The sequence below is a fragment of the Streptomyces tropicalis genome, assembly GCF_029269835.1.
GTDB lineage: Bacteria > Actinomycetota > Actinomycetes > Streptomycetales > Streptomycetaceae > Streptomyces > Streptomyces tropicalis.
On the sequence record NZ_JARJBB010000003.1, the window covers coordinates 152040 to 178891 of the forward strand.

Below are 26852 nucleotides of genomic sequence, written 5' to 3' on the forward strand. Positions count from 1 at the left end.
CACTCCCGTCCGGGCATGACCATCCGGCCCCCATGTACTAGAGTTATCTCGACATCGAGATATCTGCCGAGGCGCACCGCAGCCGCCACCCTGGTAAGGGTGCCCTAAGTAAGCCTTACCTTAGCGGATCGGCCGAGAGGGCATGGCGGCAGGATTGCGGTGGTACGCGCACATGAATGAAGGAGACTGTCGTGTCGGCGAACAGCTTCGACGCCCGCAGCACGCTGCAGGTGGGCGACGAGTCGTACGAGATCTTCCGGCTTGACAAGGTCGAGGGCTCGGCCCGACTGCCTTACAGCCTGAAGGTCCTGCTGGAGAACCTGCTCCGCACCGAGGACGGCGCGAACATCACCGCCGACCACATTCGCGCCCTCGGCAGCTGGGACTCCCAGGCCCAGCCGTCCCAGGAGATCCAGTTCACGCCGGCCCGCGTGATCATGCAGGACTTCACCGGTGTGCCCTGCGTCGTCGACCTCGCCACCATGCGCGAGGCCGTGAAGGAGCTCGGCGGCGACCCGGCGAAGATCAACCCGCTCGCGCCGGCCGAGCTGGTCATCGACCACTCGGTCATCGCCGACAAGTTCGGCACGAAGGACGCCTTCGGCCAGAACGTCGAGCTGGAGTACGGCCGCAACAAGGAGCGCTACCAGTTCCTGCGCTGGGGCCAGACCGCCTTCGACGAGTTCAAGGTCGTCCCGCCGGGCACCGGCATCGTCCACCAGGTGAACATCGAGCACCTGGCCCGCGTCGTGATGGTCCGCGAGGGCAAGGCCTACCCCGACACCCTGGTCGGCACCGACTCGCACACCACGATGGTCAACGGCCTCGGCGTCCTCGGCTGGGGCGTCGGCGGCATCGAGGCCGAGGCCGCCATGCTCGGCCAGCCGGTCTCCATGCTCATCCCGCGCGTCGTCGGCTTCAAGCTCACCGGTGAGCTGCGGCCCGGCACGACCGCCACGGACCTCGTGCTCACGATCACCGAGATGCTCCGCAAGCACGGGGTCGTCGGCAAGTTCGTCGAGTTCTACGGCGAGGGCGTCGCCGCCACGAGCCTCGCCAACCGCGCCACCATCGGCAACATGTCGCCGGAGTTCGGCTCCACCGCCGCGATCTTCCCGATCGACGACGAGACCCTGAACTACCTGCGCCTGACCGGCCGTTCCGCGCAGCAGGTCGCGCTCGTCGAGGCGTACGCCAAGGAGCAGGGCCTCTGGCTGGACCCGAAGGCCGAGCCGGACTTCTCCGAGAAGCTCGAGCTGGACCTCTCCACGGTCGTCCCCTCCATCGCCGGCCCGAAGCGCCCGCAGGACCGCATCGTCCTCGCGAACGCCGCCGAGCAGTTCACGGTCGACGTCCGCAACTACGTGGACACCGCCGACGAGGCGGGCAAGGAGTCCTTCCCGGCCTCCGACTCCCCGGCCTCCGCCAACGGCGTGCCGACCAACCCGGTCACCGTGACCGCCCCCGACGGGTCGACGTACGAGATCGACCACGGCGCCGTCACCGTCGCCGCGATCACCTCCTGCACCAACACCTCGAACCCCTACGTCATGGTCGCCGCCGCGCTGGTGGCCAAGAAGGCGGTCGAGAAGGGCCTGACCCGCAAGCCGTGGGTCAAGACCACCCTCGCCCCGGGCTCGAAGGTCGTCACCGACTACTTCGACAAGGCGGGACTGACCCCGTACCTCGACAAGGTCGGCTTCAACCTGGTCGGTTACGGCTGCACCACCTGCATCGGCAACTCCGGCCCGCTGCCGGAGGAGGTCTCCAAGGCCGTCAACGACCACGACCTCGCGGTCACCTCGGTCCTCTCCGGCAACCGGAACTTCGAGGGCCGGATCAACCCCGACGTCAAGATGAACTACCTGGCGTCCCCGCCGCTGGTCGTCGCCTACGCCCTCGCGGGCTCCATGAAGGTGGACATCACCCGGGACGCCCTGGGCACCGACCAGGACGGCAACCCGGTCTTCCTGAAGGACATCTGGCCCTCCGAGGCCGAGGTCAACGACGTCGTCGCCAACGCCATCGGCGAGGACATGTTCTCCAAGTCCTACCAGGACGTCTTCGCGGGCGACGCGCAGTGGCAGGCCCTGCCCGTCCCGACCGGCAACACTTTCGAGTGGGACACCGAGTCGACCTACGTCCGCAAGCCCCCGTACTTCGAGGGCATGGCCATGGAGCCGGCCCCGGTCACCGACATCGCCGGTGCCCGCGTGCTCGCCAAGCTGGGCGACTCGGTCACCACCGACCACATCTCCCCGGCCGGTGCCATCAAGGCCGACACCCCGGCCGGCCAGTACCTCACCGAGCACGGCGTGGCGCGTCGCGACTTCAACTCCTACGGCTCCCGCCGAGGCAACCACGAGGTCATGATCCGCGGCACGTTCGCCAACATCCGCCTGCGCAACCAGATCGCGCCGGGCACCGAGGGCGGCTACACCCGCGACTTCACCCGGGCGGACGCGCCGGTGTCGTTCATCTACGACGCCTCGCGCAACTACATCGAGCAGGGCATCCCGCTGGTCGTCCTGGCCGGCAAGGAGTACGGCTCCGGCTCGTCCCGCGACTGGGCCGCCAAGGGCACCGCGCTCCTCGGCGTCAAGGCCGTCGTCGCCGAGTCCTACGAGCGCATCCACCGCTCGAACCTCATCGGCATGGGCGTCCTGCCGCTGCAGTTCCCGGAGGGGCAGACCGCCGAGTCCCTCGGCCTGACCGGTGAGGAGACCTTCTCCTTCACCGGCGTCGAGGAGCTCAACGCGGGCACCACCCCGCGCACGGTGAAGGTCACCACCGACACCGGCGTCGAGTTCGACGCGGTCGTCCGCATCGACACCCCCGGCGAGGCGGACTACTACCGCAACGGCGGCATCATGCAGTACGTGCTGCGCAGCCTGATCCGCAAGTAGGCGGACCGGCCCCACGGGCACGAGAAGGGCCGCACCCCCGGCACACGGGGGTGCGGCCCTTCGCCGTACGAGGGCGCGTCAGGCCAGCAGCTCCACCTCCGCCAGCGTCGACGCGCCGTCCAGGACCAGGCGGTACCTCCGGTGGGCGCCCGGGGACGCGACCGTGAAGGGGCGGGTCTGCCGGCCCCAGGCGAAGGCCTCGCCCGAGCGCCGGTCCAGGGTCGTCCAATGGGTGCCGTCCTCGGACCCCTGGAGGGTCCAGCCCGTGGGCGCCGCGGCGCGGTCCGCGGACGACGTGAGCGTGTACTGCACGGCCCGGGTGCCGCTCGGCGCGGGCAGGTCCACCGAGGTCACGGTCGCGTCGGTCGCCGAGGTGTCGTCGAACAGCGGCCCGTCGCCCCGGAGCACGTCCGTCCGCGGCGCGGGCACCTTGTCGTCCGTGGTGATCGAGGCGGGCGCCGCGTTCTTCCCGCTGCCCCACGCCGACGGCCGCGGACCCATGTCGAACTCCAGCACCCCGCCCCGGGCGAGCAGCGCGTGGGGGAGCGCCGTCGACGTCCACGGCGACCCGTTGAGCCGCACGCCCTGCACGTAGACGTTGCGCGCGCTGTTGTGCGGCGCCTTGATCACCAGGTCGTGGCCGTTCTCCAGGTGCACGGTCGCCCGGGTGAACAGCGGGGAGCCGATCGCGTACTCGCCGCCGCCCATCACCAGCGGGTAGAAGCCGAGGGCGGAGAAGACGTACCAGGCCGACTGCTCGCCGTTGTCCTCGTCGCCGAGGTAGCCCTGGCCGATCTCGCTGCCGGTGTAGAGGCGGGAGAGCACCTCACGGACCTTCGCCTGCGTCTTCCAGGGCTGTCCGGCCGCGTCGTACATGTAGAGCACGTGGTGCGCGACCTGGTTGGAGTGGCCGTACTGGCCCATCCGCACGTCCCGTGCCTCGGTCATCTCGTGGATGACCCCGCCGTAGGAGCCGGCGAGCTGCGGTGACGCCGTCTCCGGGGTGGCGAAGTACGTGTCCAGCTTGTGGGCCAGGCCCGCCCGGCCGCCGTAGAGGTTGGCCAGGCCGCGGCTGTCCTGCGGTGCCGTGAAGGCGAAGCCCCAGCCGTCGGTCTCCGTGTAGTCGTAGCCCCACACGCGTGGGTCGTACCGCGCCGGGTCCAGACGCCAGGCGCCGGAGGCGTCCCTGCCCTGGAAGAAGCCGACCCGGGGGTCGAACAGCTTCACGTAGTCCCGGGCGCGGTTCAGGAAGTACTGGGACTCGTCCCGGTAGTGCTTCTCGCCGGTCTTCCGGTAGAGGGCCTGGCCCATCCGTGCGATGCCGTAGTCGTTGACGTAGCCCTCCATCGCCCACGACAGGCCCTCGCCGGTGGCGGTGCTGGTGTAGCCGAGGAAGGGCGAGGTGGCCATGCCCTTGCGGCCCACCCCGGAGGACGGCGGCACCACGGTCGCGTTCTTCAGGGCCGCGTCGTACGCCGCCTTCGCGTCGAAGTGCACCCCCTTCAGGTACGCGTCGGCGAACGCGACGTCGGAGGAGGTGCCCGTCATCAGGTCCGCGTAGCCCGGGGAGGACCAGCGCGAGGTCCAGCCGCCGTCCTTGTACTGCTGCACGAACCCGTCGACCATCCGGCCCGCCTGGGACGGCGTCAGCAGCGAGTACGCCGGCCAGGTGGTGCGGTAGGTGTCCCAGAAGCCGTTGTTGACGTACACCGTGCCGTCGACGATCTTCGCGCCGGTGTGCGTCGGGGTGTCCTGGCCCGGCATGGGGGAGAAGGGGGAGGCGTACCGGTCCTTGCCGCCGACCTTCTCGAAGCCGGAGTTCGGGTACAGGTGGAGCCGGTACATGCTGGAGTACAGGGTGGTCAGCCGGTCGGGGGTCGCGCCCTCGACCTCGACCCTGCCGAGGAGCGCGTCCCAGGCGCGCTGGGCCCGGGCCCTCACGGTGTCGAAGGAGGTCCCCTCCGGGATCTCCTGGCGCAGGTTGTCCCTGGCCTGGTCGACGCTGATCAGGGAGGTTGCCAGGCGCAGGGTGACCGTGCGGCCGGCGCCCGCGGCGAACCGCATCCAGCCCTTGACGCCGTCGGCGGCCGCGCCGGTCACCGGCCGGTCGAACACGCCGTACACGAACAGCCGGGTCGCTCCCGTCGACAGACCCGACTTCACGTCCGAGAAGCCGGTGACGACCCCGTGCTCCTTGTCCAGGGTCAGCCCCGCCTGTTCGGTGACGTTGTCGAACAGCACGCTCGCGTCGGAGCCCGGGTAGGTGAAGCGCATGACGGCCGCGTGGTCGGTCGGTGTCATCTCCGCCTTCAGGCCGTTCTCGAACCGCACCCCGTAGTAGTACGGCCGGGCGGTCTCGTTCTCGTGCCGGAAGGCGAGCGCCCGCGCGGTGCGGCCGGTGTCCGGGGTGCCGGAGGCGGCCGACGGCATGAGCTGGAAGGTCTGCCGGTCGCCCATCCAGGGACTGGGCTCGTGGCTCGCGCTGAACGCCTGCAGGGTCGGCAGGTTGTCGCCGTTGTCGGCCCGCGCGTAGTCGTAGAGCCAGCTCAGCGAAGAGGCGTTGGTGACCGGGGTCCAGAAGTTGAAGCCGTGCGGCAGCGCGGTGGCGGGGAAGTCGTTGCCGCGCGAGAAGCTGCCGCTGGAGGTGGTGCCGCGGGTGGTCAGCGCGTAGTCCGACAGGTGCGCCCGGGGCTTGTCGGGGGCGGCCGGCCGGATCGCCACGTCGTCCAGCCAGCCCCGGAACTTCGCCGGCCCGGAGGGCGCGTCGTAGGCCAGCAGGATCCGGTCGACGGTCTTGCCCGCCGCGACGGACCCGATCCGGGAGACCACGTTGTTCCACTGGTTCACGTACAGCGCCTTGGACGCGCCCTGCGCCTGCGGGCTGAGGCCGAAGCCGTGGCTGTCGGTGGCGCCCAGCCGGCTGAGGGAGCTGCCGTCGGTGAAGACCAGGTCGACGGCCACATCGGTGGCGGCGTAGTCAAGGTCGCCGTCCGCCATCGCGGGGTACAGGCGGTAGGACAGCTGGGTGTCCCGGGTGACCTTCACGTCGACGTCGAAGATCTTGTTGTAGGAGTACGCGTGACCGGCGGCCGTGTGCCGGCCCGCGTAGCGCAGGGCCCGCCGACCGGTGTACCCGGCACCCGACTTGGCCGTCGGCGACCCGCTCGGGCCGCGGTCGACCAGCGAGAGCATGTTCTCGGCGGCCGGCCCGCCGCTGTCGCCCGTGGAGAGCTGGACGTCGGCGAGCTGGAGTATGTCGCCGCCGTTGTTCTTCGTGATGTCGAGCCGGAAGTGCTGGTACTCGGCGGGCCGGTCCAGGTCGTACGGGGTGGTGTGCAGCCGCTCCGGGAAGTCCTGCCCGGTGCGGGTGTCCAGGGTCTTCCAGTCCTTGCCGTCGGTGGAGCCCTCCAGGGTCCAGTCGGCCGGGTCGCGTTCGGCGTGGTCGTTGGCGGAGGTGAGGGCGTAGCGGGTGATGTTCGCGGGCCGGTCCAGGTCGAACTCGACCCAGCCGGTGGGCGCGAAGGTCAGCCACTTGGTGCCGGCCTCGCCGTCGACGAGGTTCTCCTTGACCTCGCCCGAGCCGGAGTTCTCGCCACTGGCGCGGAGGTCGACCACCTGGTCGTCGACGTTGCCCGGGATGCCGCTGCTGTAGCCGCCGTCCACGCCCGAGGACCGCTTGCCGCCGTCCGGCGCGGTGTCGACGGTGTCCACCCAGTCCGGCGCCGGGTCGCCGGGTTCGAACGAGGACGCGAACTCCCGGTCGGGGGCCGGAGCCCGGCCGGGCAGGGCGACGGCCGCTCCCTGGGAGCCGACGGCCATGACGAAGGCGGCCGTGACGAAGGCCGCCGGACCCCATCTGTGCCGCACTCTGCGCTGCATACGAAGGCACCCTCCCTGTATTGCGCACACGCCGGACAACGTTGTCAGCATGGACGCGCAAGGAACAGTAGGGAGTCAAGTGGTCAGGCGTGTCAAGGGTGTTGGGTGCGGCATTCGGGCGCAAAGCCGCGGATTCATCCACGGGGGAACACGTGGACGAGCCACATTTCCACGAGGTCTCAACTCGGAAAAGACCGGCGGCCAACCTTGCATTTGATCTTGCTCAGCCGACCGGAAGTGGACTATACCTGTCGGCGTCCGCGAAGCCGTTCCACCGGTGGTGACCGGGCCCGGGGGATCCGGAAAGGGTGGTTCGACGTGCGAAACGCGCCGTCCTCCTTGTTTTCCGGCCAATCCCCGGTGGATGACGCACGAAGTACTTCCTGCACGACCCAGCTTCACCTGACCGCGGTGCCGGCGAGGATCCGGTTCACCGCCTGAGTCCTGGAGAAGGCGAGGACTTGAGCATGGGATCCACTTCCGCCGAGAACCCCGGCGGCGTCGGCCGCCGGGACCTGATCAAGCGGTCCGCCGCACTCGGTCTGGTCGGTGTGCCCGCCATGGGAATGCTGTCCGCGTGCGCGAGCAGCGGGGGCGGCGGCCAGGGCAAGGCCAAGGCCGGCAAGAAGACCGCGAAGAACCCGCTCGGCGTCAACGACACCGCGCGCATGGAATTCGTCCTGTTCGACGGCGGATTCGGCAAGGAGTACGGCCAGGACGCCGTACGCATCTACCAGAAGGACTTCCCCAGGGCCACGGTGAAGTTCTCCGCCACCCAGAAGATCCAGTCCACGCTCCAGCCCCGTTTCAACCAGGGCAACCCGCCGGACCTCATCGACAACTCCGGCGCCGAGCAGATGGACATGGGCGTCCTGGTCGGCAAGAACCAGCTGACCGACCTCACCCCGCTGCTGGACGCGCCCTCGTACGACGACCCGGGCAAGAAGGTCCGCGACACGCTGCGTCCCGGCATCGTGGAAATGGGCCAGTTCGACGGCAAGCCGGTCTGGATCCTCTACTACGCCTACACCGTGTACGGCGTCTGGTACTCCCAGAAGGCGCTGGACTCGCTCGACGCGAAGTACCCCGAGACCTGGGACGAGATGCTCGCGGTCTGCGCGAAGGCCAAGAAGAAGGGCATGGCCGGCTGGACCTACGCCGGCAAGTACCCGTACTACATCCCCTTCTCGCTCTACCCGATGATCGGGAAGGTCGGCGGCCGCGAGGTCCTCGACGCCATCGACAACCTCGAGCCGAACGCCTGGAAGCACCCGGCGGTCAAGGCCTGTTTCGAGGCGTACTACGAGCTCTACAAGAAGGGCTACATCCTCCAGGGCACCCCCGGCCTGGACCACATCCAGTCGCAGACCGCCTGGGCCAAGGGCAAGGCGCTGTTCATCCCGAACGGCTCCTGGGTCGAGAACGAGTCGGCGAACGTGATCCCGAAGGACTTCGCCCTGTCGGTGTCCGCGCCCACCGGCCTGGACTCCTCCGACAAGATGCCCTTCGGCACCATCTGGGCCGCGGGCGGCGAGCCCTACATCGTCCCGGCCAAGGCCCAGAACCCCGAGGGCGGCATGGACCAGCTGCGCATCATGCTCAGCGAGGCGTCCTCGAAGAACTTCACCAGCAAGGTGAAGTCGCTGACCGCCTACAACGGCGGCACCACCGGCATCCCGCTCACCCCCGGCCTGAAGTCCGGCGTCGCGGCGCTGGACAAGGCGGGGTCCAACGTGGTGAATCCGCGCCTGCAGGACTGGTACGTGCAGCTCCAGAAGGAGAAGATCGGGGTGGCCGGGCTCGGCGAGATGATGGCCGGCCGTCTCACTCCGGCCGAGGCGATCAAGAAGATCCAGGGATTCGCCGACGAGGCGGCGAAGGACACGTCGATCAAGCACTACAAGCACCAGTGAGGGTCCGTCACCAGCGGCACCACCCGCCCAGAGATCGGGGTCGGCAGTAATGCAGCACGGCAAGTACCGGTTCATCGTGGGGTTCCTCGCGGTACCCCTGGGACTGTACGCGCTCTTCGTGGTCTGGCCGTTCATTCAGTCCATCTACTATTCCTTCACGGACTGGACGGGTCTGAGCCCGGAATTCAAGATGGTGGGCTTCGACAACTACAAGAGGATGCTCGACGACGAGATCTTCTGGAAGTCGCTGGAACACAGTCTGCTGTTCGCCCTGGTGCTGCCGCTGGTGACGATCAGTCTGGCGCTCTTCTTCGCCTTCATGATCAATGTGGGCGGGCGCCACCGCAGGGGCGGTCCGGTGGTCACCGGCGTCCGCGGATCGTCGTTCTACAAGATCGTCTATTTCTTCCCGCAGGTGCTGTCGATCGCGATCGTGGCCCTGCTCTTCGCCTTCGCCTACAACCCGGACAGCGGTGCCGTCAACTCGCTGCTGCGCGGGATCGGCCTGGACTCCGTGCAGCCGCTGTGGCTGGGCGACCCCAGCCTCGCCCTGTGGTGCGTGATGGCGGTGCTCGTCTGGTCCACGGTCGGCTTCTTCGTGGTCCTCTTCTCGGCCGGCATGGCCTCCGTCCCGGCCGAGCTCTACGAGGCCGCCCTGCTGGACGGAGCCGGCCGGGCGAAGACCTTCTTCAAGCTCACCCTGCCGCTGCTCTGGGACACCGTGCAGTCCGGCTGGGTCTACATGGGCATCCTCGCCCTGGGCGCGGAGTCCTTCGCCGTCGTGCAGATCATGACGACCGGCCCGGGCGGCCCCGACTACTCGACCACCGTCATGGTCCTGTACGTGTACCAGAAGGCGTTCCGCGACGGGCAGGCCGCCTACGCCACCACCATCGGCGTCGCCCTGCTCGTCGTCACGCTGGCCTTCGCCGCCGTGGTGATGCGGCTGGGACGGCGCGAGCGGCTGGAGTTCTGAGCAGATGAAAACGACCGAGACCCCCGCGCCCGTTCCGGCCGAGTCCGGGACACCCGTCGCGAAGATCGACGCCGCGCCCCGCAGGCCGGTGCGGGGGAGCCGCGAAGGCTCCGTCCTCAACGTCTTCTCGCACGGCATCCTGGTCGTCTGGGCGATCATGGTGGTCATGCCGCTGGTATGGGCGGTGATGACGTCCTTCAAGGACGACAGCTCCATCTTCGGCTCGCCCTGGTCGCTCCCGGACCACCTGCACTTCGAGAACTGGGCGCGGGCCTGGACCGACGCCAACATGAGCGACTACTTCCTGAACACCGTCCTGGTGGTCGGCGGCTCGCTCGTCGGCACGCTGGTGCTCGGGTCCATGGCGGCCTACGTGCTGGCCCGCTTCGACTTCCCGGGCAACCGCTTCATCTACTTCCTCTTCATCGGCGGCATGAGCTTCCCGATCATGCTGGCGCTGGTCCCGCTGTTCTACGTCGTGAACAACATGGGGCTGCTCAACACGATCCACGGGCTGATCCTGGTCTACATCGCCTACTCGCTGCCGTTCACGGTGTTCTTCCTGACGGCGTTCTTCCGGACGCTGCCGACCTCGGTGGCCGAGGCGGCCTTCGTGGACGGGGCCTCGCACACCCGGACCTTCTTCCAGATCATGCTGCCGATGGCGAAGCCCGGACTGATCAGCGTCGGGATCTTCAACTTCCTCGGCCAGTGGAACCAGTACATGCTGCCGACGGTGCTGAACACCGACCCGGACAAGCACGTCCTCACCCAGGGCCTGGTGCAGCTGGCGGTCAGCCAGGGCTACAAGGGGGACTGGTCCGGCCTCTTCGCCGGCCTGGTGATGGCCATGCTGCCGGTCCTCGCGGCGTACGTCGTCTTCCAGCGCCAGGTGGTCCAGGGCCTGACCGCGGGCGCCCTGAAGTAGCCTCCCGGACCCCGCTCCGAGCGCGCCGCCCCGCTCGCCGGGGGCGGCGCTCACGCGCGGTCACCAGGGCCGTCCGGGTGTGTCCAAGGACCCGGATGCGGTTCAACCTCTTGACGGGAGGCAACCCGAACGGCTCAGCTTAAGGTTCACTAGTTGGACATGAACGGGGCCTCGCCGATGCGGCCCCGCGCAGGAGGTCGTCGTGGAGACTCCAGGGTCGCAGTCGTCGCTGCACCGAGCCAACCTGGAGCGGGTGGTACGCGCCGTGCGCCTGGCCGGATCCCTCACGCAGGCGGAGATCGCGAGGACCACGGGCCTGTCCGCGGCGACGGTCTCCAACATCGTTCGGGAGCTGAAGGACGGGGGAACGGTCCAGGTCACGCCCACTTCCGCGGGCGGCCGCCGGGCCCGCAGCGTCTCCCTCAGCGGGGACGCGGGCATCGTGATCGGAGTCGACTTCGGGCACACCCACCTGCGGGTGGCGATCGGGAACCTCGCCCACCAGGTGCTGGCCGAGGAGGCCGAGCCGCTGGACGTCGACGCCTCCTCGACCCAGGGCTTCGACCGGGCGGAGGAGCTGGTCAAACGCCTGATCTCGGCGACCGGGATCGACGCGTCCAAGATCGCCGGCGTCGGCCTCGGCGTGCCCGGGCCGATCGACGTCGAGTCGGGGACCCTGGGCTCCACGGCGATCCTGCCGGGCTGGACCGGCATCAAGCCCGCCGAGGAGCTGCAAAGGCGGCTCGGTGTGCCCGTCCACGTGGACAACGACGCCAACCTCGGCGCCCTGGGGGAGATGGTCTGGGGCAGCGGCCGGGGGGTGAAGGACCTGGCCTACATCAAGATCGCCAGCGGTGTCGGCGCGGGCCTGGTCATCAACGGGAAGATCTACCGCGGGCCGGGCGGCACCGCGGGCGAGATCGGGCACATCACGCTCGACGAGTCCGGCCCCGTCTGCCGCTGCGGCAACCGGGGCTGCCTGGAGACCTTCGCCTCCGCGCGGTACGTCCTTCCACTGCTCCAGCCCGGCCACGGCCCCGACCTCACCATGGAGGACGTCGTGCGCCTGGCCCGCGAGGGCGATCCGGGCTGCCGCCGGGTGATCGCCGACGTCGGCCGCCACATCGGCAGCGGGGTGGCCAATCTGTGCAACCTGCTCAACCCCAGCCGGGTGGTCCTCGGCGGCGACCTCGCCGAGGCCGGCGAGCTGGTGCTGGGGCCGATCCGGGAGTCCGTGAGCCGCTACGCCATTCCCAGTGCCGCCCGTCAACTCTCGGTTCTTCCCGGGGCACTTGGCGGCCGCGCGGAGGTCCTGGGCGCGCTCGCCCTCGCGCTCAGCGAGATGGGGGATTCGACCCTTTTGGACGGCACGCTGCCCACGGCCGCGCCTGCCTTCACTTAGAGAACGGATGGCACCGTTGCCATCTCGTTAAGGATTTACTTCTTGACGTCGCACGTGTGGCCGAGTTGACTTCCAGCCACCTCGGCCGCAACGACGCGGCCTCGTCAGGGAGGTTTCTGAAGTGAACACGCGTATGCGTCGTGCGGCCTTCGCCGTGGCCGCCGGTGCCATGGCCGTCTCGCTCGCTGCCTGTGGCAGCGCCAAGGAGTCCGGCAGCGGCTCCAAGCCGTCCTCGGGTGCCAAGAAGGGCGACAACATCAAGATCGGTCTGCTCCTCCCGGAGAACCAGACCGCGCGCTACGAGAAGTTCGACCGCCCCTTGATCGAGAAGAAGGTCGGGGAGCTCACGCACGGCAAGGGCCAGGTCGTCTACGCCAACGCGAAGCAGGACGCCAGCCAGCAGAACCAGCAGGTCGACACCATGATCACCAACAAGGTGGACGTGCTGATCGTCGACGCCGTGGACGCCGCCGCCATCAAGAACTCGGTGCAGAAGGCCAAGCAGGCGGGCATCCCGGTCGTCGCGTACGACCGCCTGGCCCAGGGCCCGATCGACGCCTACACCTCCTTCGACAACGTGACCGTCGGCAAGACCCAGGGCGATGCGCTGCTGAAGGCCCTCGGCTCCAAGGCCAAGTCCGGCAAGATCGTCATGATGAACGGTTCCTCCACGGACCCGAACGCCGCGCAGTTCAAGCAGGGCGCCCACTCCGTCCTCGACGGCAAGGTGAACATCGGCAAGGAGTACGACACCAAGGAGTGGAAGCCGGAGAACGCCAACTCCAACATGGAGGGCGCCATCTCGGCCCTCGGCAAGGACAAGATCGTCGGCGTCTACTCCGCCAACGACGGCATGGCCGGCGGCATCATCACCGCCCTCAAGGCGGCCGGCATCTCCAACATCCCGGTCACCGGCCAGGACGCCGAGCTCGCGGGTGTGCAGCGCATCGTCGCCGGTGAGCAGTACATGAGCGTCTACAAGCCGTACGCCCCCGAGGCCGACGCCGCCGCCGAGATGGCCGTCGCGCTCGCCCAGGGCAAGTCGCTCGACTCGGTCGCCAAGGACAAGGTCGACAGCGGCGCCACCAAGGGCATCCCCTCCGTCCTCGTCCCGGTCACCTCGCTGACCAAGGACAACATCAAGGACACTGTCATCAAGGACGGCGTCTACACGGTCGGCGACATCTGCACGGCCCAGTACAAGAAGGCCTGCGACAAGATCGGCCTGAAGTAACGAACCGCACGCGTCCGCCCGCCGGGGGGGTGGTTCCCCCTCCCGGTGAACCACCCCGGTACGGCGGCGCATCCCGTCCCCTCCGGCGCCCCGCGCCCGCACAGCCCCCGGGCTCGGCCGCGGCGCCGGACGGGACTTCCCCAGCCCCAGTCTTCTGCACAACCTCCCGCCGGGTCAGGCGGCGAAGGAGATGGTTCACGTGTCCGCTACGCCCGTGCTGGCGTTGCGCGGGGTCTCCAAGCGGTTCGGTGCCGTCCAGGCGCTCACCGACGTAGAGCTTGAGGTCCACGCCGGTGAGGTGGTCGCCCTGGTGGGCGACAACGGCGCCGGAAAGTCCACGCTGGTCAAGACGATCGCCGGCGTGCACCCCATCGATGAGGGCGTCATCGAGTGGGACGGCAGGTCCGTCCAGATCAACAAGCCGCACGACGCCCAGAACCTGGGCATCGCGACCGTCTACCAGGACCTCGCGCTGTGCGACAACATCGACGTCGTCGGCAACCTCTACCTCGGCCGCGAGCTGCGCCGCCGCGGTGTGCTGGACGAGGTCGAGATGGAACGGCGCTCCCGCGAGCTGCTGGACCAGCTGTCCATCCGCATCCCCAGCGTCCGGATCCCGATCGCCTCGCTCTCCGGCGGTCAGCGCCAGGTCGTGGCCATCGCCCGCTCCATGCTCGGCGAGCCCAAGCTGGTGATCCTCGACGAGCCCACCGCCGCCCTCGGCGTCGAGCAGACCGCGCAGGTCCTCGACCTGGTCGAGCGGCTGCGCGAGCGCGGCCACGCGGTGATCCTCATCAGCCACAACATGGCCGACGTCAAGGCCGTCGCCGACAAGGTGGCGGTGCTGCGGCTGGGCCGCAACAACGGCGTCTTCGAGGTCAAGTCGACCTCGCAGGAAGAGATCATCTCCGCCATCACCGGCGCCACGGACAATGCCGTGACCCGTCGTGCGGCGCGCACCAATGGGGAGATCAAGAAGTGAGCATCGACAAGACCTCCACGCCCCCCGGCGACCAGGTGGTGGAGAACCCCGAGGCGGCCCGCGGCTCCGACGTGGCCGTCGACCCCCGCCTGCTGGTGCGCGAACAGGGCTTCGCGGGCTACCTGACCGAGTTCAAGCGGAAGATGAAGGCCGGTGACCTCGGCTCCCTGCCGGTCGTCGTCGGTCTGGTGGTCATCTGGATCATCTTCCAGAGCCTGAACTCCAACTTCCTGACCGCGGGCAACCTGTCCGACATCTCCGTCGCCATGGTCGGCACGGGCATGATCGCCGTCGGCATCGTGTTCGTCCTGCTGCTCGGCGAGATCGACCTGTCGGTCGGCTCGGTCTCCGGTGTCGCGGGCGCCACGTTCGCGGTGCTGAACGTGACCAACGGCATGAACGAGATCCTGGCCTTCGTGCTGGCGATCCTCACCGGTGCCGTGGCGGGCGCCCTGCACGGCTTCTTCTTCGCGAGGGTCGGCGTGCCGGCGTTCGCGGTCACCCTGGCCGGCCTGCTGTTCTGGAACGGCCTGATGCTCAAGATCCTGGGCGACAACGGCACGATCAACCTGAACCAGGACGGCCTCGTCGCCAACCTGACCAGCTACTACTTCTCCGACGTGGCCGCCGCCTACGGGCTCGCCATCGCGGTGACGGTGCTGTTCTTCCTCAGCTCGTTCTTCGCCAACCGGCGCCGCGAGGCGGCCGGCGTGCCGTCCAGGCCGCTGAGCGAAACCATCCTGCGCACGGCGCTGCTGGCCGTCGTCGCCTTCGCCGCGGCGATCGTCTTCAACCAGTACAAGGGCCTGCCCCTGGCGGTCGTGGTCTTCGTCGGCGTGCTGTTCCTCACCGACTTCGTACTGCGCCGCACCTCCTACGGCCGCAAGATCTTCGCCCTCGGCGGCAGCGTCGAGGCCTCCCGGCGTGCGGGCATCAACGTGGAGCTGGTCCGGATCTCGGTCTTCGCGATCTCCGGCACCTTCGCCGCGGTCGGCGGCCTCTTCATCGCCTCCAAGATCGCCTCGGCCAACCAGGGCGCCGGCGGCGGCGACCTGCTGATGAACGCGATCGCGGCGGCCGTGATCGGCGGCACGTCCCTGTTCGGCGGCCGCGGCCGCACCTGGAACGCGCTCCTCGGCGTGCTGGTGATCGTCTCGATCCAGTACGGCCTCGCCCTGGAGGGCATCGCCTCCCCGGTCCAGTACATGATCACCGGTGGCGTGCTGCTGGCGACCGTCGTCATCGACGCCGTCACCCGCAGGACGCAGAAGACGGCCGGCCGCGCCTAGCCGCCCGTCCCCGGCACCGAACCGGTGCCGCACGCCGCCCGGCCCCGTGCCCGGCACCTCCACGGTGCCGGGCACCGGCGTGTGCCGGGGGTCCTTCACGTCACGCACACATTCATGTCATAGGAATGGATTCCGCTGGGTACGTCCGTTCGCGTGACCTACGACCCACCGCCCGGACACAGGCCGCCCGGGCGGAACATTAGACTCGACAAGCCCGGCAACAGCTCGATCAGCTCAACTGCAAGGAGGCACGGGTGCCGCTGCTGACCCGCATCACGGGACCGCGCGATCTGGACCGGCTCAGCCTGGAGGAGCTGGACCAGCTGGCAGGCGAGATTCGGACGTTCCTCGTCGACGCGGTCTCCAAGACCGGCGGCCACCTCGGCCCCAACCTCGGTGTGGTGGAGCTGACCATCGCCCTGCACCGGGTCTTCCACTCGCCCCAGGACAAGGTGCTGTGGGACACCGGCCACCAGTCCTACGTGCACAAGCTGCTCACCGGGCGCCGCGACTTCTCCCGCCTGAAGATGAAGGGCGGCCTGTCCGGCTACCCCTCGCAGGCCGAGTCCGAGCACGACGTCATCGAGAACAGCCACGCCTCCACGGTCCTCGGCTGGGCGGACGGCATCGCCAAGGCCAACCAGCAGCTCGAGCGGGACCACCACGTCGTCGCCGTGATCGGCGACGGCGCGCTGACCGGCGGCATGGCCTGGGAGGCGCTGAACAACATCGCCGACGCCAAGGACCGCCCCCTGGTGATCGTCGTCAACGACAACGAGCGGTCGTACGCGCCCACCATCGGCGGCCTCGCCAACCACCTCGCGACCCTGCGCACCACCGACGGCTACGAGCGCTTCCTGGCCCGCACCAAGGACCTGCTGGAGCGCACCCCGGTCGTCGGCCGGCCGCTGTACGACACCCTGCACGGCGCCAAGAAGGGGCTGAAGGACTTCATCGCCCCGCAGGGCATGTTCGAGGACCTCGGCCTGAAGTACGTCGGCCCGATCGACGGCCACGACATCGAGGCCCTGGAGTCGGCGTTGGCCCGCGCCAAGCGCTTCGGCGGCCCGGTCATCGTGCACTGCCTCACCGAGAAGGGCCGCGGCTACCAGCCCGCCCTCCAGGACGAGGCCGACCGCTTCCACGCCGTCGGCAAGATCCACCCCGACACGGGCCTGCCCATCGCCACCTCCGGCGCCGACTGGACCTCCGTCTTCGGCGACGAGATGGTCGCGCTCGGCAAGGAGCGCAAGGACATCGTCGCCATCACGGCCGCCATGCTCCAGCCGGTGGGCCTGGACCGCTTCGCCAAGGCCTTCCCGGACCGGGTCTACGACGTCGGCATCGCCGAGCAGCACGGCGCGGTCTCCGCGGCGGGCCTCGCCCACGGCGGGGTGCACCCCGTCTTCGCGGTGTACGCCACCTTCCTCAACCGCGCCTTCGACCAGGTCCTGATGGACGTGGCGCTGCACAAGTGCGGGGTCACCTTCGTCCTGGACCGGGCCGGCATCACCGGCACCGACGGCGCCTCCCACAACGGCATGTGGGACATGTCGATCCTCCAGGTCGTCCCGGGCCTGCGCCTGGCCGCCCCGCGCGACGCCGACCAGGTCCGCGCCCAGCTGCGCGAGGCCGTCGAGGTCGACGACGCGCCGACCGTGGTCCGCTTCTCCAAGGGTGCCGTGGGCCCCGCCGTGCCCGCCGTGGGCCGGGTGGGCGGCATGGACGTGCTGCGGGAGCCGGGCACCGGCACCCCGGACGTCCTCCTCGTCTCCGTCGGCGCGCTCGCCCCGATGTGCCTGGAGATCGCCGGCCTGCTCGACCGGCAGGGCATCTCCACCACGGTCGTCGACCCGCGCTGGGTCAAGCCCGTCGACGAGGCGATGGCGCCGCTGGCCGCCCGCCACCGCGTGGTCGTCACCGTCGAGGACAACTCCCGGGTCGGCGGCGTCGGCTCCGCGATCGCGCAGGCGCTGCGGGACGCGGGCGTGGACGTGCCGCTGCGCGACTTCGGCATCCCCCCGCGCTTCCTCGACCACGCCTCGCGCGCCGAGGTCATGGCGGAGATCGGGCTCACCGCGCCCGACATCGCCCGCCAGGTGACCGGGCTGGTCGCCAAGCTGGACGGCCAGACCGACACCCGGCCCCGGCCGAGCGAGGAGGCCGCCGCCGAGGCCGACGCGGTGCGCTCCGCACGCGACTGACGGCACGGCTCCCCGCGGGATCCATCGGGCCGGTTCCGCCACCCCGTACAGGTGGCGGAACCGGCCCGTCTGCGTGAACATGCCCGTGCCGGGGCATACGGAGTCCCAGCCCTCTCGATCATGTCGAGGACGACGAATGTGGGAGGTTAGGCCCGTGGGCAGCGCGCTCTTCCGGACGAAGAACATCGAGCAGTCGATCGAGGACACCGAGGCACCAGAGCACGCGCTCAAGAAGTCCCTGTCCGCCCTCGATCTCACCGTGTTCGGCGTCGGGGTCATCATCGGCACCGGCATCTTCGTCCTCACCGGCAAGGTGGCCAAGGAGAACGCGGGTCCCGCGGTCGCCCTGGCCTTCGTCGCGGCGGGCGTGGTGTGCGCCCTCGCCGCGCTGTGCTACGCGGAGTTCGCCTCCACCGTCCCGGTCGCCGGGTCCGCGTACACCTTCTCGTACGCCTCGCTGGGCGAGCTGCCCGCCTGGATCATCGGCTGGGACCTGGTCCTGGAGTTCGCGCTCGGCACGGCGGTGGTGGCGGTCGGCTGGTCGGGATACATCCGCTCCCTCCTCGACAACGCCGGCTGGCACCTGCCCGACTACCTGTCGAGCCGGGAGGGCGCCTCGGGCTTCGGCTTCGACATCCTGGCGGCCGCGCTGGTGCTGGTGCTCACCTGCATCCTCGTGGTCGGGATGAAGCTCTCCGCGCGGGTCACCTCGATCGTCGTCGCCATCAAGGTGTTCGTGGTCCTGCTCGTCATCGTCGCGGGCTCCTTCTTCATCACCAGCAGCAACTACAAGCCCTTCGTGCCGCCGACGCAGCCGCAGCCCGCGGAGGGCAGCCTGCACGCCCCGCTGATCCAGCTGCTGTTCGGCTGGGCGCCCGCCAACTACGGCGTGATGGGCATCTTCACCGCCGCCTCGGTCGTCTTCTTCGCCTTCATCGGCTTCGACATCGTCGCCACCGCCGCCGAGGAGACCCGCAACCCGCAGCGGGACATGCCCCGCGGCATCCTCGGCTCGCTGCTCATCTGCACCGTCCTGTACGTGGCGGTGTCCGTCGTGGTGACGGGCATGCAGCACTACAAGAGCCTGTCCGTGGACGCGCCGCTCGCCGACGCGTTCAAGGCCGTCGGGCACCCCTTCTACGCGGGTGTGATCAGCTTCGGCGCCGCCATCGGCCTCACCTCGGTGTGCATGATCCTGCTGCTCGGCCAGACCCGGGTGTTCTTCGCGATGAGCCGCGACGGGCTGCTGCCGCGCTTCTTCTCCCGGGTGCACCCGCGCTTCCGGACGCCGCACCGGCCCACCATCCTGCTCGGTGTGATCATCGCGATCATCGCGGGCTTCACCAGCCTGAGCGAGCTGGCGGAGCTGGTGAACATCGGCACGCTGTTCGCCTTCATCGTGGTCGCGGTCAGCGTCATCATCCTCCGCAGGACGCGCCCGGACCTGCACCGCGCGTTCCGCACCCCCTGGGTGCCGGTGGTCCCGGTCCTGTCGGTGTGCGCCTCGCTGTGGCTGATGCTGAACCTGCCCGCGGAGACCTGGCTCCGGTTCGCGGTCTGGATGGTGATCGGCTTCGTCGTCTACTTCTTCTACGGCCGCACCCACAGCCGGCTCGCCCGGGGCGAGAGCCTCGGGAGCGGCGGGGCGTCCGCGGGCACCGGAGCCGGCGCGGGCCCGGCGTCGTAGCCGCCTCCTGACCCCGGTGGGCCGGGCCGCGGAACCGACCGCGGCCCGGCCCCTTCCGTTTGCGGCGCCCGGCCGTTCCGGTTCGTGTTCCGAGGCATGGGCCCGTGCCCGGCTCGGGGGCACGCGTGTTCCGTGCCCGCAGGCGCGGGGACCGTCAGCGGCCGGGGGTGCGTACCGCGCGGGGGCCGGTGACCTCCGCGCCCAGGGCGCCGACGCGGCGGCGCAGTTCCCGGTCGGCGGTGACGACGAGCGCGGGCCGGTCGCCCGCCCGGCCCACCAGCTCCACGATCAGGTCGTCGCCGCTGCCGGGCGCCGCCTCGACCCGGACCCCCGGCACGGCGGCCACCCCGCGCGCGGCGCCCTCGACGACCAGGACGACCTCCACCGGGCCGGGCAGCCCCGGGACGCCGTCGGCGGCGAGCCGGTCCCGCAGCCGCTCCGCGGCCCCCCGGCGGTCCCGCCACCAGCCGTCGGGCACGGACCCCACGACGTTCGCGCCGTCGACGATCACGAGCAGGGGAGCGGTGCCGGGGTCCTCGTCCATGGCCCCAGCCTGACACGCCCGCCCGGGCCGCGGTGGGCGGACGTGCGTCCGGGGCGGTTCGTCAGGCGCCCCGGGCCCAGCGTGCGGTGATCGTGCCCACCGCCGCCACCGCCCGCGCCCGGCGGGCCGCGTCGTCCCGCACCGCGTGCGCGAACTCCACGTGCAGGAAGGCGAGGTCCTCGGTGTCGGCCAGGCCGCCCTGCACGTTCTCGCGGCCCTCCAGCGGACAGGAGCGGGCCCAGGCCCGGCACACGGCGAACCCCTTCCCGCGCAGGGCGTCGGCGAGCAGCCGGCCGTCCGAACGGCCCGCCGTGCCCCGGCCGGTGGAGGCGACGACGTCGTAGCCGGGTGCGGAGTCGTCGGCGAAGCCGTGCACCTGCACGCCGGGCAGCCCGCGCCGGGCCAGCTCGGCGCAGACCGCGTCGAAGACGGTGTCCCGGCGGTGCGCCACGTCCGCGGAGTCCCCACGTCCTGATTTGCGATGTGCTCCCGCAATCACAAGGATTCCGCCCGGGGTGCCGCGCAGCACCCCCACGCCCACCTGCTCGCTGTTCTGGTCGGACAGCGGGTGCGGCACCTGGACCGACCAGTGCCGGCCGTGGCCGAGGTCGAGGTAGATCCGCCCCCAGCCGCGCGGTGTGGCGGCCTCCTCGGTGCGGTCGGCGATCTCGGCGAAGGCGCGCCCCGACACCTGGTCGACCACGGTCCGCAAGGTGAAGTCCCTTTGGGAGAGCAGCTGTTCCGCCTGGCCGCGATGGCCGTCCAGGAGCAGCCCGACCGCCTGCGCGACGCCCTCCCGGTCGGCCCGCCGGGGAGGCTGGTAGCCGTGCCCGGGACCGAACCGGCTCGTCCAGTCGGCGACGGAACGCGCCAGGTCGATGCTCCCCGGGCGGTCGCCGGCCCGGCCGGCGGTGGCCCCGCCCGTGCTGCGGGACGTGCGGATCAGCGCGGTGGCCGCCCCGGCGAGACCGGCGATGACCAGCAGAATTGTTGCGATCGTTATGATGCGCGAGCGGTTGGCTCTCATGGTTGTATCAAGATATCCCGGTGACCAGACCCCGTAGCCGTTCCCTGATCCTCCCGCTCCCGCTCCTGCTCGTGGCCGCCGTCGCGGGCTGCGGCCTCGTCTCCGGCGCGACCGACGACAAGGGCGGCGGACGCACCTTCACCGTCGCCGCGGCGGGGGACATCCTGATGCACCCCGAGCTCGTCGACCAGGCGCGCAAGGACGCCCGGCGGACGGGCCGCGGCGTGGGCGGACTGGACTTCGGCCCGATGATGGCCGGCATCAAGCCGGTGATCAGCAAGGCGGACCTGGCGATCTGCCACTACGAGCCGGTGATGGGCGGGCCGAACGGCCCCTTCGAGGGTTTCCCGGACTTCCGGGTGCCACCGCAGACCGCGCAGACGATCAAGGACCTCGGCTACGACACCTGCTCCACCGCCTCCAACCACACCCTCGACCACGGCTACGACGGCGTGAAGCGCACCCTGGACGCCCTCGACGCCGCCAAGGTGAAGCACACCGGCTCCTTCCGGACCGAGCAGGAGTCGCTCACCCCGCTGGTCATGGACGTCAAGGGCGTCAAGGTCGCGCAGATCTCCTTCGCCTACGGGTTCAACGAGCCGCACCGGCTGCCCAAGGACAAGCCGTGGCTGGCCAACCGGATGGACCTGGGCCGGATCAAGGCGGCCGAGCAGCGGGCCCGCAAGGCCGGGGCCGAGGTGGTGATCCTCTCGCTGCACTGGGGCCGGGAGCACTACCCGAACCCCTCCGCGGGGCAGCTCGACTTCGCCCGGCAGATCGCCCGGGAGACCGGCGTCAACCTGGTCATCGGGCACCACGCGCACGTCGTGCAGCCGATGGAGAAGGTCGACGGCACCTGGATCGCGTACGGCCTGGGCAACCAGATCGCCCGGCACGAGGTGCCGACCGGCCTGACCGAGGAGGGCGTGATCGCCTGGTTCACCTTCACCGAACGCGGCCCCGGCGACTGGGACGTGCGGCCCCGCTTCGAGCCGACGCTGCTGGAGATCCCGCCGGACACCGAGAACACCGCGGGCGGCGGCACGACCACCGCGACGGACGACGACGCCCGGGACTACCGGCTGCTGGACGTGCCGGTCGCGCTCCGCGACGACAAGACCCTCACCGGCCGTCAGCGCGCCCGGCTGCGCCTCGCCTTCGAGCGCACCGAGGGCACCCTGCTGAACCGCGGCGCGGCCGAGGACGGGCTCCAGCCGCTGACCCGGTTGCCTGAATAGCGACGCCTTCTGCCCGGTCTTGATCGGGCAAAACATGAATGTTGCGCAGATCACGTCGCCCTTACCGCAACTTCACCTGGTCCTTACGTGTCTCAGGATTCCGGGTGCACCAGTCCCACCGGTGCCCCCGGAACGCATCCTGCCCGAGCATCACTCCTGCCACCCGCGGGGGACCGACCGCTCGCACGAGCCCGAGAGGACCGTCCCTTGGCGTCTGTGCCCCCGGCGCGGCAGCACCGAGCCCGCCGACGAGCCGACATGTCACTCATCGGGGGGATCCGCCCCCCGATCGCGGTCCTGTCGGTGCTGCTGCTGTCGCTCGCCGGTGTCACGGCCCTCGTGCTGGGCCGCGCGGACAACGCCGGCGTGCCCAGGGCGGTGCTCACCTCCCAGCAGCACTTCGCCGAGGACGGCGCCATCGCGCTGCGGGCCTCCATCGACGAGTCGGTCACCGACCTGACCCGGTCCGCCGCGCTCTTCAGCGCCGGCCGGCCGGTCTCGGCGGACGCCGCCCTGGACAAGCTCGGCAGCACCTACCAGAAGTGGATGGGCACCGCCGTCGTCGAGGTGCGCAGCGGGAAGCTGCTCGCCGCGCGCGGCGAGACCGTGCCGCTGACGTCCGTGGACACCGCCACCCTCGGCGACCAGGGCGGCCTCGCGCCGCGCATGGTGAAGCTGAGGAACGGCGAGGTGCGGCTGGTGTCCTTCGCCCTGCTGTCCTGGCCGGACCGGCCGCAGCTGCTGCTCGTGGCCTCCAACAACCTGAAGTTCCCCGGGATCAGCCTCGGTCAGTTCCGGGCCATCGCGGTCGTGGACCGCAGCGGAGCGATCCTCAGCAGCGACGGCATCGCCGAGCCGGAGCAGGTCCGCACCAGCCTCGACCACCAGGAGATCACCGCCTCCCACCGGCAGCTGAAGGACTTCGCCCGGCGCGTCGCCCGCGCGGCCGGACAGGATCCGCGCCGCAGCAGGGAACCCGGCATGGGCGGCTACCAGGGCGTCAGCGGCAGCCTGGTCGGCGGGCCGGTGCTCGGCGACCCGACCGTCGCCGGGTACGCCACCCTGGCCGCCCCCGCCCCCGGCGAGATCACCACCGCCACCGGCCTCGGCCTGTCCGTGGTCGCCATGGTCCGGGCCGGCGACGACCCGACCCGCACCACCACCTCGCCCGTCTTCGGCCTGCTCGCCGGCGCCGCGCTCCTGCTCGTCGGCGGCCTCGCCGTGGGCGTGCTGCTCGGCACCGTGCAACGGCCGCTGATCCGGTTGTTCCTGGAGTCCCGCCGGCTCACCCGCGGCGACCTGACCCGGCCCGTCACCGTCCCCGGTTACGGCGAGGCCCGTCGCATCGGCACCGCCCTCGAACGGCTGCGGCGGCAGCTGCTCGGCGAGCCCGCCGGCCCCTCCGCCGCGCCCGCCCGTCCGCGCGGCGCGCGGCGCGCCGGCACCAGGGCGCTGCTCGTGGTCTGCGCGGTGGTCCTGCTCGCCTGGGCCGCGCCGCTGATGCTGCTCCTCAACCGCGCGGACGGCACCGCCGTGGTCCCGCAGCAGCTCGTCAACGACCAGCGCGAGCGCACCGACACCCTCAGCGACCGCGTCCGCCGCGCCCTCAACGAGGGCGAGGTCGACCTCCAGTCGGTCGCCTCCCTCATCGGCAACCGGACCGAGCCCGCGGACATGGACAAGGTGCTGGAGCGCACCTACCACGAGAACCAGCGCTACCGCTCGCTCTACGTCGTCGACGCCGGCGGCGCGATCCTGGCCCGAGAGGGCAAGGAGCCCCGCGTGGTCCAGTCCCGGCGCGCCGCCGAGACCTCGATCCGGTTGCTGGGCCGCGGTGGCAAGGAGCCCGTCGTCGTCGGCTCCGCCGAGATCCCCGGGCGGCAGGGCGCGGCGCTGGTCGGCGAGTTCCGGGTGGAGTTCCTCAACGCGCTGCTGATGCGGCCGGGCCTCGGCGTGGTGCGTCTCGTGGACGACCGGAGCCGGGTCATCGCCGGGAACACCGGCTTCCTCGCCTTCCAGTCGCTGCCCGACCGCCGGCTGGAGGACCTGGTCGCCGCCACCGGCCAGCGCCTGGGCAGGAAGGCCCGCGCGGGCGGCGTGCTCTACCGCGACCACGGGGTGCGCATCGCCGCCGCCGCGCCCTTCGCGGGCAGCGGCCCCGCCGAGTCGCTCGGCTGGAGCGTGGTCAGCTGGCAGCCCGCCGACCGCCTCGCCATCCCGGAGTACGACGCCCAGAACCGCACCGTCCTGGCCGGCCTGCTCGGCGCCGCCGCGGCCGTCGCCTGCCTCGGCTGGATGCACATCGTGGTGGCCCGGCCGCTGCGGACGCTGGCCGACCGGGCCGAGGCCCTGGCCGGCGGCGACCGCCGCACGGTGCTCTTCCCGCAGCACCACGACGAGGTGGGAGCGGTCACCCGCTCCCTGGAACTCGTCCGCCAGCAGCTCCAGGACCAGCGCCGGCAGCAGCCGCACCCGGGCGCCCCGCGGGCCCGGGACGGCGCGCCCGACCCGGTGCGGCCCGTGTCCGGTCCGCACGATCCCCACGGTCCGCAGGACCAGCAGTACGTAAGGAACTGATCACCCGTGCTCTTCCTCTACACCGTGCTGCTGGTGTGCTGCGCGATCCTCCTCGTGGCGGGCATCGTGGAGCAGCGGCGGCACTTCACCAACCTGGACAGCCTCCCCACCCGGGTGCTCGTCAACGGCATCCGCGGCAAGTCCTCCATCACCCGGCTGTGTGCGGGCGCCCTGCGCGGCGGCGGCCTGACGACGGTCGCCAAGACCACCGGCACCGCCGCCCGGTTCATCCACCCCGACGCCACCGAGGAGCCGGTCTACCGCAAGTTCGGCATCGCCAACGTCGTCGAGCAGATCGGCATCGTGCGGCGCGCGGCCGCGTACCGGCCGGACGCGCTCGTCATCGAGTGCATGGCCGTGATGCCGGCGCTGCAGGAGATCAACCAGTCCAAGCTGATCCGCTCCACCATCGGCGTGCTGTGCAACGTGCGCGAGGACCACCTCGCGGAGATGGGCCCCACCCTCGACGACGTGGCCCGCTCGCTGTGCCGGTCGATGCCCGAGGACGGCATCTGCGTCACCGCCGAGAAGGACCGCTTCCACATCCTCCAGGAGGAGGCCCACGCCCGGAACTGCCGGCTCGTCTACGCCGACCCCGAGACCGTCACCGACGAGGAGCTGCGCGGCTTCAGCTGGTTCACCTTCAAGGAGAACGTCGCCATCGCCCTCACGGTCGCCGAACTCCTCGGAGTGGACCGGGAGACGGCCCTGCAGGGCATGTACGACGCGCCGCCGGACCCGGGCGTGCTCTCCGTGGAGCGCTACCTCACCCCCGACGGCCGCAAGCTGCGCTTCGCCAACGTCTTCGCCGCCAACGACCCCGAGTCGACGCTGATGAACATCAACCAGCTGCTCGACCTCGGCGCCGTGCACCGCCCGCTCAACGTCGTCATCAACTGCCGCCCCGACCGCGTCGAGCGCAACGGGCAGATGGGCGAGATCGTCCCGGACCTCGACCCCGAGCAGGTCTTCGTCATCGGCCACCCCGCCAAGTCCGCGATCGACGCCATCCCCGCCGAGTACCGCGGGCGGGCCGTCGACCTCGGCGGCGACCGCCGCGACCCCGAGGAGTTCATGGCCGAACTCCTCCGCCGGCTCGGCCCGGACAGCTCCCTCGTCGCCATCGGCAACATCCACGGCCAGGGCGAGGTCCTCCTGGAGCACCTCGCCGAACTCCCGCCCGACGACAGCCCCGACGAGACCCCCGTCACCCCCGACACCTCCGCGGCCCCGGCCCGGGGCACCGGCCCGGCCGGGCAGCCCGGGCGCTCCGGGCACCCCGAACACGTCGAGACGATGCAGCTGTACGCCCCGCGCATCGACCCCTACCAGGGCTACCCGGAGGCGTACGAGTCGCGGTACGCGCCCGCCCGCCAGGCCCCGCAGATCCCCCAGCAGCGCGAGACCGCGCACCCCCGCCCGGCCCGTGCGCACGCCCCGCAGGACGGCGCGGACCACCCCCGGGGCCAGGACCGCGAACAGCCCCGGGGCCTGTTCGAACCCCGCGTGCCCACGTACCCCGCAGACGACCACCAGCAGTGGCACAGCCCAGGAGAGCAGCGTTGATCCCCTCCGTCCTCACCCCCGAGATCGCCGCGATCGGCATCGGCCTGGGCCTGATGTTCTCGCTGATGTGCTATCTGACGACCAACCTGTCGCCGGGCGGCATGATCACCCCGGGCTGGCTCGCCCTCACCCTGATCGAGGACCTCCAGCGGGCCGCCCTCGTGGTCGGCGTCACCGTCCTCACCTACGTCACCACGCTCCTGCTGCAGCGCTTCGTGATCCTGTACGGCAAGCGGCTGTTCGCGGCCGTGGTGCTCTCCGGCGTGCTCATCCAGGCCACCGTGATCATCGTGCTCCAGATGGAGTTCCCGCTGCTGTACGCCAACCAGACCCTCGGCTTCATCGTGCCCGGCCTGATCGGCTACCAGCTGGTGCGCCAGCCCAAGGGCGCCACGCTGCTGTCCACCGGCACGGTCACCCTCGCCACCTACGTGGTGCTGACCGCCGGCATCCTCCTCGGCGCGCTGCCGTCCGCCTGACCACCCCGTCCTCCCGCACAC

17 protein-coding genes are annotated in these 26852 nt (G+C 70.6%); 14 read left to right on the forward strand and 3 right to left on the reverse strand.

Annotation, left to right across the window (positions count from 1 at the left end; all coding sequences use genetic code 11):
* The first annotated feature begins 191 nt into the window (after positions 1 to 191).
* The gene (gene acnA / locus P3H78_RS07290) at positions 192 to 2906 is read left to right on the forward strand and encodes an aconitate hydratase AcnA (protein ID WP_276107987.1); all 2715 of its coding nucleotides are present in this window, start codon (positions 192 to 194) and stop codon (positions 2904 to 2906) included.
* A 78-nt stretch (positions 2907 to 2984) separates the two neighbouring features.
* Here acnA and P3H78_RS07295 read toward each other — a convergent pair whose 3' ends face one another.
* A complete protein-coding gene (locus tag P3H78_RS07295) occupies positions 2985 to 6785 on the reverse strand; it encodes a GH92 family glycosyl hydrolase (protein WP_276107988.1) in 3801 nt (1266 codons plus the stop codon).
* Between the two features lie 467 nt (positions 6786 to 7252).
* On the opposite strand from P3H78_RS07295, the gene ngcE reads away from it, so the two are divergent.
* The 9 genes from ngcE to P3H78_RS07340 all read left to right on the forward strand — a co-directional run bounded on the left by ngcE (position 7253) and on the right by P3H78_RS07340 (position 19400).
* Positions 7253 to 8698, forward strand: coding sequence for an N-acetylglucosamine/diacetylchitobiose ABC transporter substrate-binding protein (ngcE, locus tag P3H78_RS07300; protein WP_276107989.1), 1446 nt, complete (start codon positions 7253 to 7255; stop codon positions 8696 to 8698).
* Between the two features lie 49 nt (positions 8699 to 8747).
* Positions 8748 to 9674: a carbohydrate ABC transporter permease gene (locus tag P3H78_RS07305; protein WP_276107990.1), complete on the forward strand. Its 927-nt coding sequence runs from the start codon at positions 8748 to 8750 to the stop codon at positions 9672 to 9674.
* 4 nt (positions 9675 to 9678) lie between these two features.
* Positions 9679 to 10602: a carbohydrate ABC transporter permease gene (locus tag P3H78_RS07310; protein ID WP_276107991.1), complete on the forward strand. Its 924-nt coding sequence runs from the start codon at positions 9679 to 9681 to the stop codon at positions 10600 to 10602.
* Positions 10603 to 10804: 202 nt separating this feature from the next.
* Entirely contained in the window at positions 10805 to 12004 is a 1200-nt protein-coding gene (locus P3H78_RS07315; protein ID WP_276107992.1) for an ROK family transcriptional regulator, read from the forward strand.
* Positions 12005 to 12137: 133 nt separating this feature from the next.
* Positions 12138 to 13238, forward strand: a complete 1101-nt coding sequence (locus P3H78_RS07320; RefSeq protein ID WP_276108316.1) for a sugar ABC transporter substrate-binding protein — start codon at positions 12138 to 12140, stop codon at positions 13236 to 13238.
* A gap of 190 nt (positions 13239 to 13428) precedes the next feature.
* Positions 13429 to 14220 carry an ATP-binding cassette domain-containing protein gene (locus tag P3H78_RS07325; RefSeq protein WP_276107993.1) on the forward strand — a complete coding sequence of 264 codons (792 nt, stop codon included), beginning with the start codon at positions 13429 to 13431 and terminating at the stop codon, positions 14218 to 14220.
* Positions 14217 to 15509, forward strand: a complete 1293-nt coding sequence (locus P3H78_RS07330) for a sugar ABC transporter permease (RefSeq protein WP_276107994.1) — start codon at positions 14217 to 14219, stop codon at positions 15507 to 15509. The genes P3H78_RS07325 and P3H78_RS07330 overlap by 4 nt, the downstream gene beginning before the upstream one ends.
* Before the next feature lie 254 nt (positions 15510 to 15763).
* Positions 15764 to 17713 (forward strand): 1-deoxy-D-xylulose-5-phosphate synthase, encoded by a 1950-nt coding sequence (gene dxs / locus P3H78_RS07335; RefSeq protein ID WP_276107995.1) that lies wholly within the window; start codon positions 15764 to 15766, stop codon positions 17711 to 17713.
* Positions 17714 to 17867: 154 nt separating this feature from the next.
* Complete coding sequence (locus P3H78_RS07340; RefSeq protein ID WP_276107996.1) at positions 17868 to 19400, forward strand: amino acid permease; 1533 nt, start codon at positions 17868 to 17870, stop codon at positions 19398 to 19400.
* Positions 19401 to 19554: 154 nt separating this feature from the next.
* Here P3H78_RS07340 and P3H78_RS07345 read toward each other — a convergent pair whose 3' ends face one another.
* Complete coding sequence (locus P3H78_RS07345) at positions 19555 to 19944, reverse strand: PIN domain-containing protein (RefSeq protein ID WP_276107997.1); 390 nt, start codon at positions 19942 to 19944, stop codon at positions 19555 to 19557.
* A 61-nt stretch (positions 19945 to 20005) separates the two neighbouring features.
* Positions 20006 to 20971 (reverse strand): hypothetical protein, encoded by a 966-nt coding sequence (locus P3H78_RS07350; protein ID WP_276107998.1) that lies wholly within the window; start codon positions 20969 to 20971, stop codon positions 20006 to 20008.
* Positions 20972 to 20991: 20 nt separating this feature from the next.
* Between P3H78_RS07350 and P3H78_RS07355 the strand changes: the two genes are divergently transcribed.
* The 4 genes from P3H78_RS07355 to P3H78_RS07370 all read left to right on the forward strand — a co-directional run bounded on the left by P3H78_RS07355 (position 20992) and on the right by P3H78_RS07370 (position 26831).
* Positions 20992 to 22209: a CapA family protein gene (locus tag P3H78_RS07355; RefSeq protein WP_276107999.1), complete on the forward strand. Its 1218-nt coding sequence runs from the start codon at positions 20992 to 20994 to the stop codon at positions 22207 to 22209.
* Between the two features lie 258 nt (positions 22210 to 22467).
* Positions 22468 to 24786 (forward strand): HAMP domain-containing protein, encoded by a 2319-nt coding sequence (locus tag P3H78_RS07360; protein ID WP_276108001.1) that lies wholly within the window; start codon positions 22468 to 22470, stop codon positions 24784 to 24786.
* Positions 24787 to 24792: 6 nt separating this feature from the next.
* Positions 24793 to 26352, forward strand: a complete 1560-nt coding sequence (pgsB, locus tag P3H78_RS07365) for a poly-gamma-glutamate synthase PgsB (RefSeq protein ID WP_276108002.1) — start codon at positions 24793 to 24795, stop codon at positions 26350 to 26352.
* The gene (locus P3H78_RS07370; RefSeq protein WP_276108003.1) at positions 26349 to 26831 is read left to right on the forward strand and encodes a poly-gamma-glutamate biosynthesis protein PgsC/CapC; all 483 of its coding nucleotides are present in this window, start codon (positions 26349 to 26351) and stop codon (positions 26829 to 26831) included. The genes pgsB and P3H78_RS07370 overlap by 4 nt, the downstream gene beginning before the upstream one ends.
* Positions 26832 to 26852: the final 21 nt, after the last annotated feature.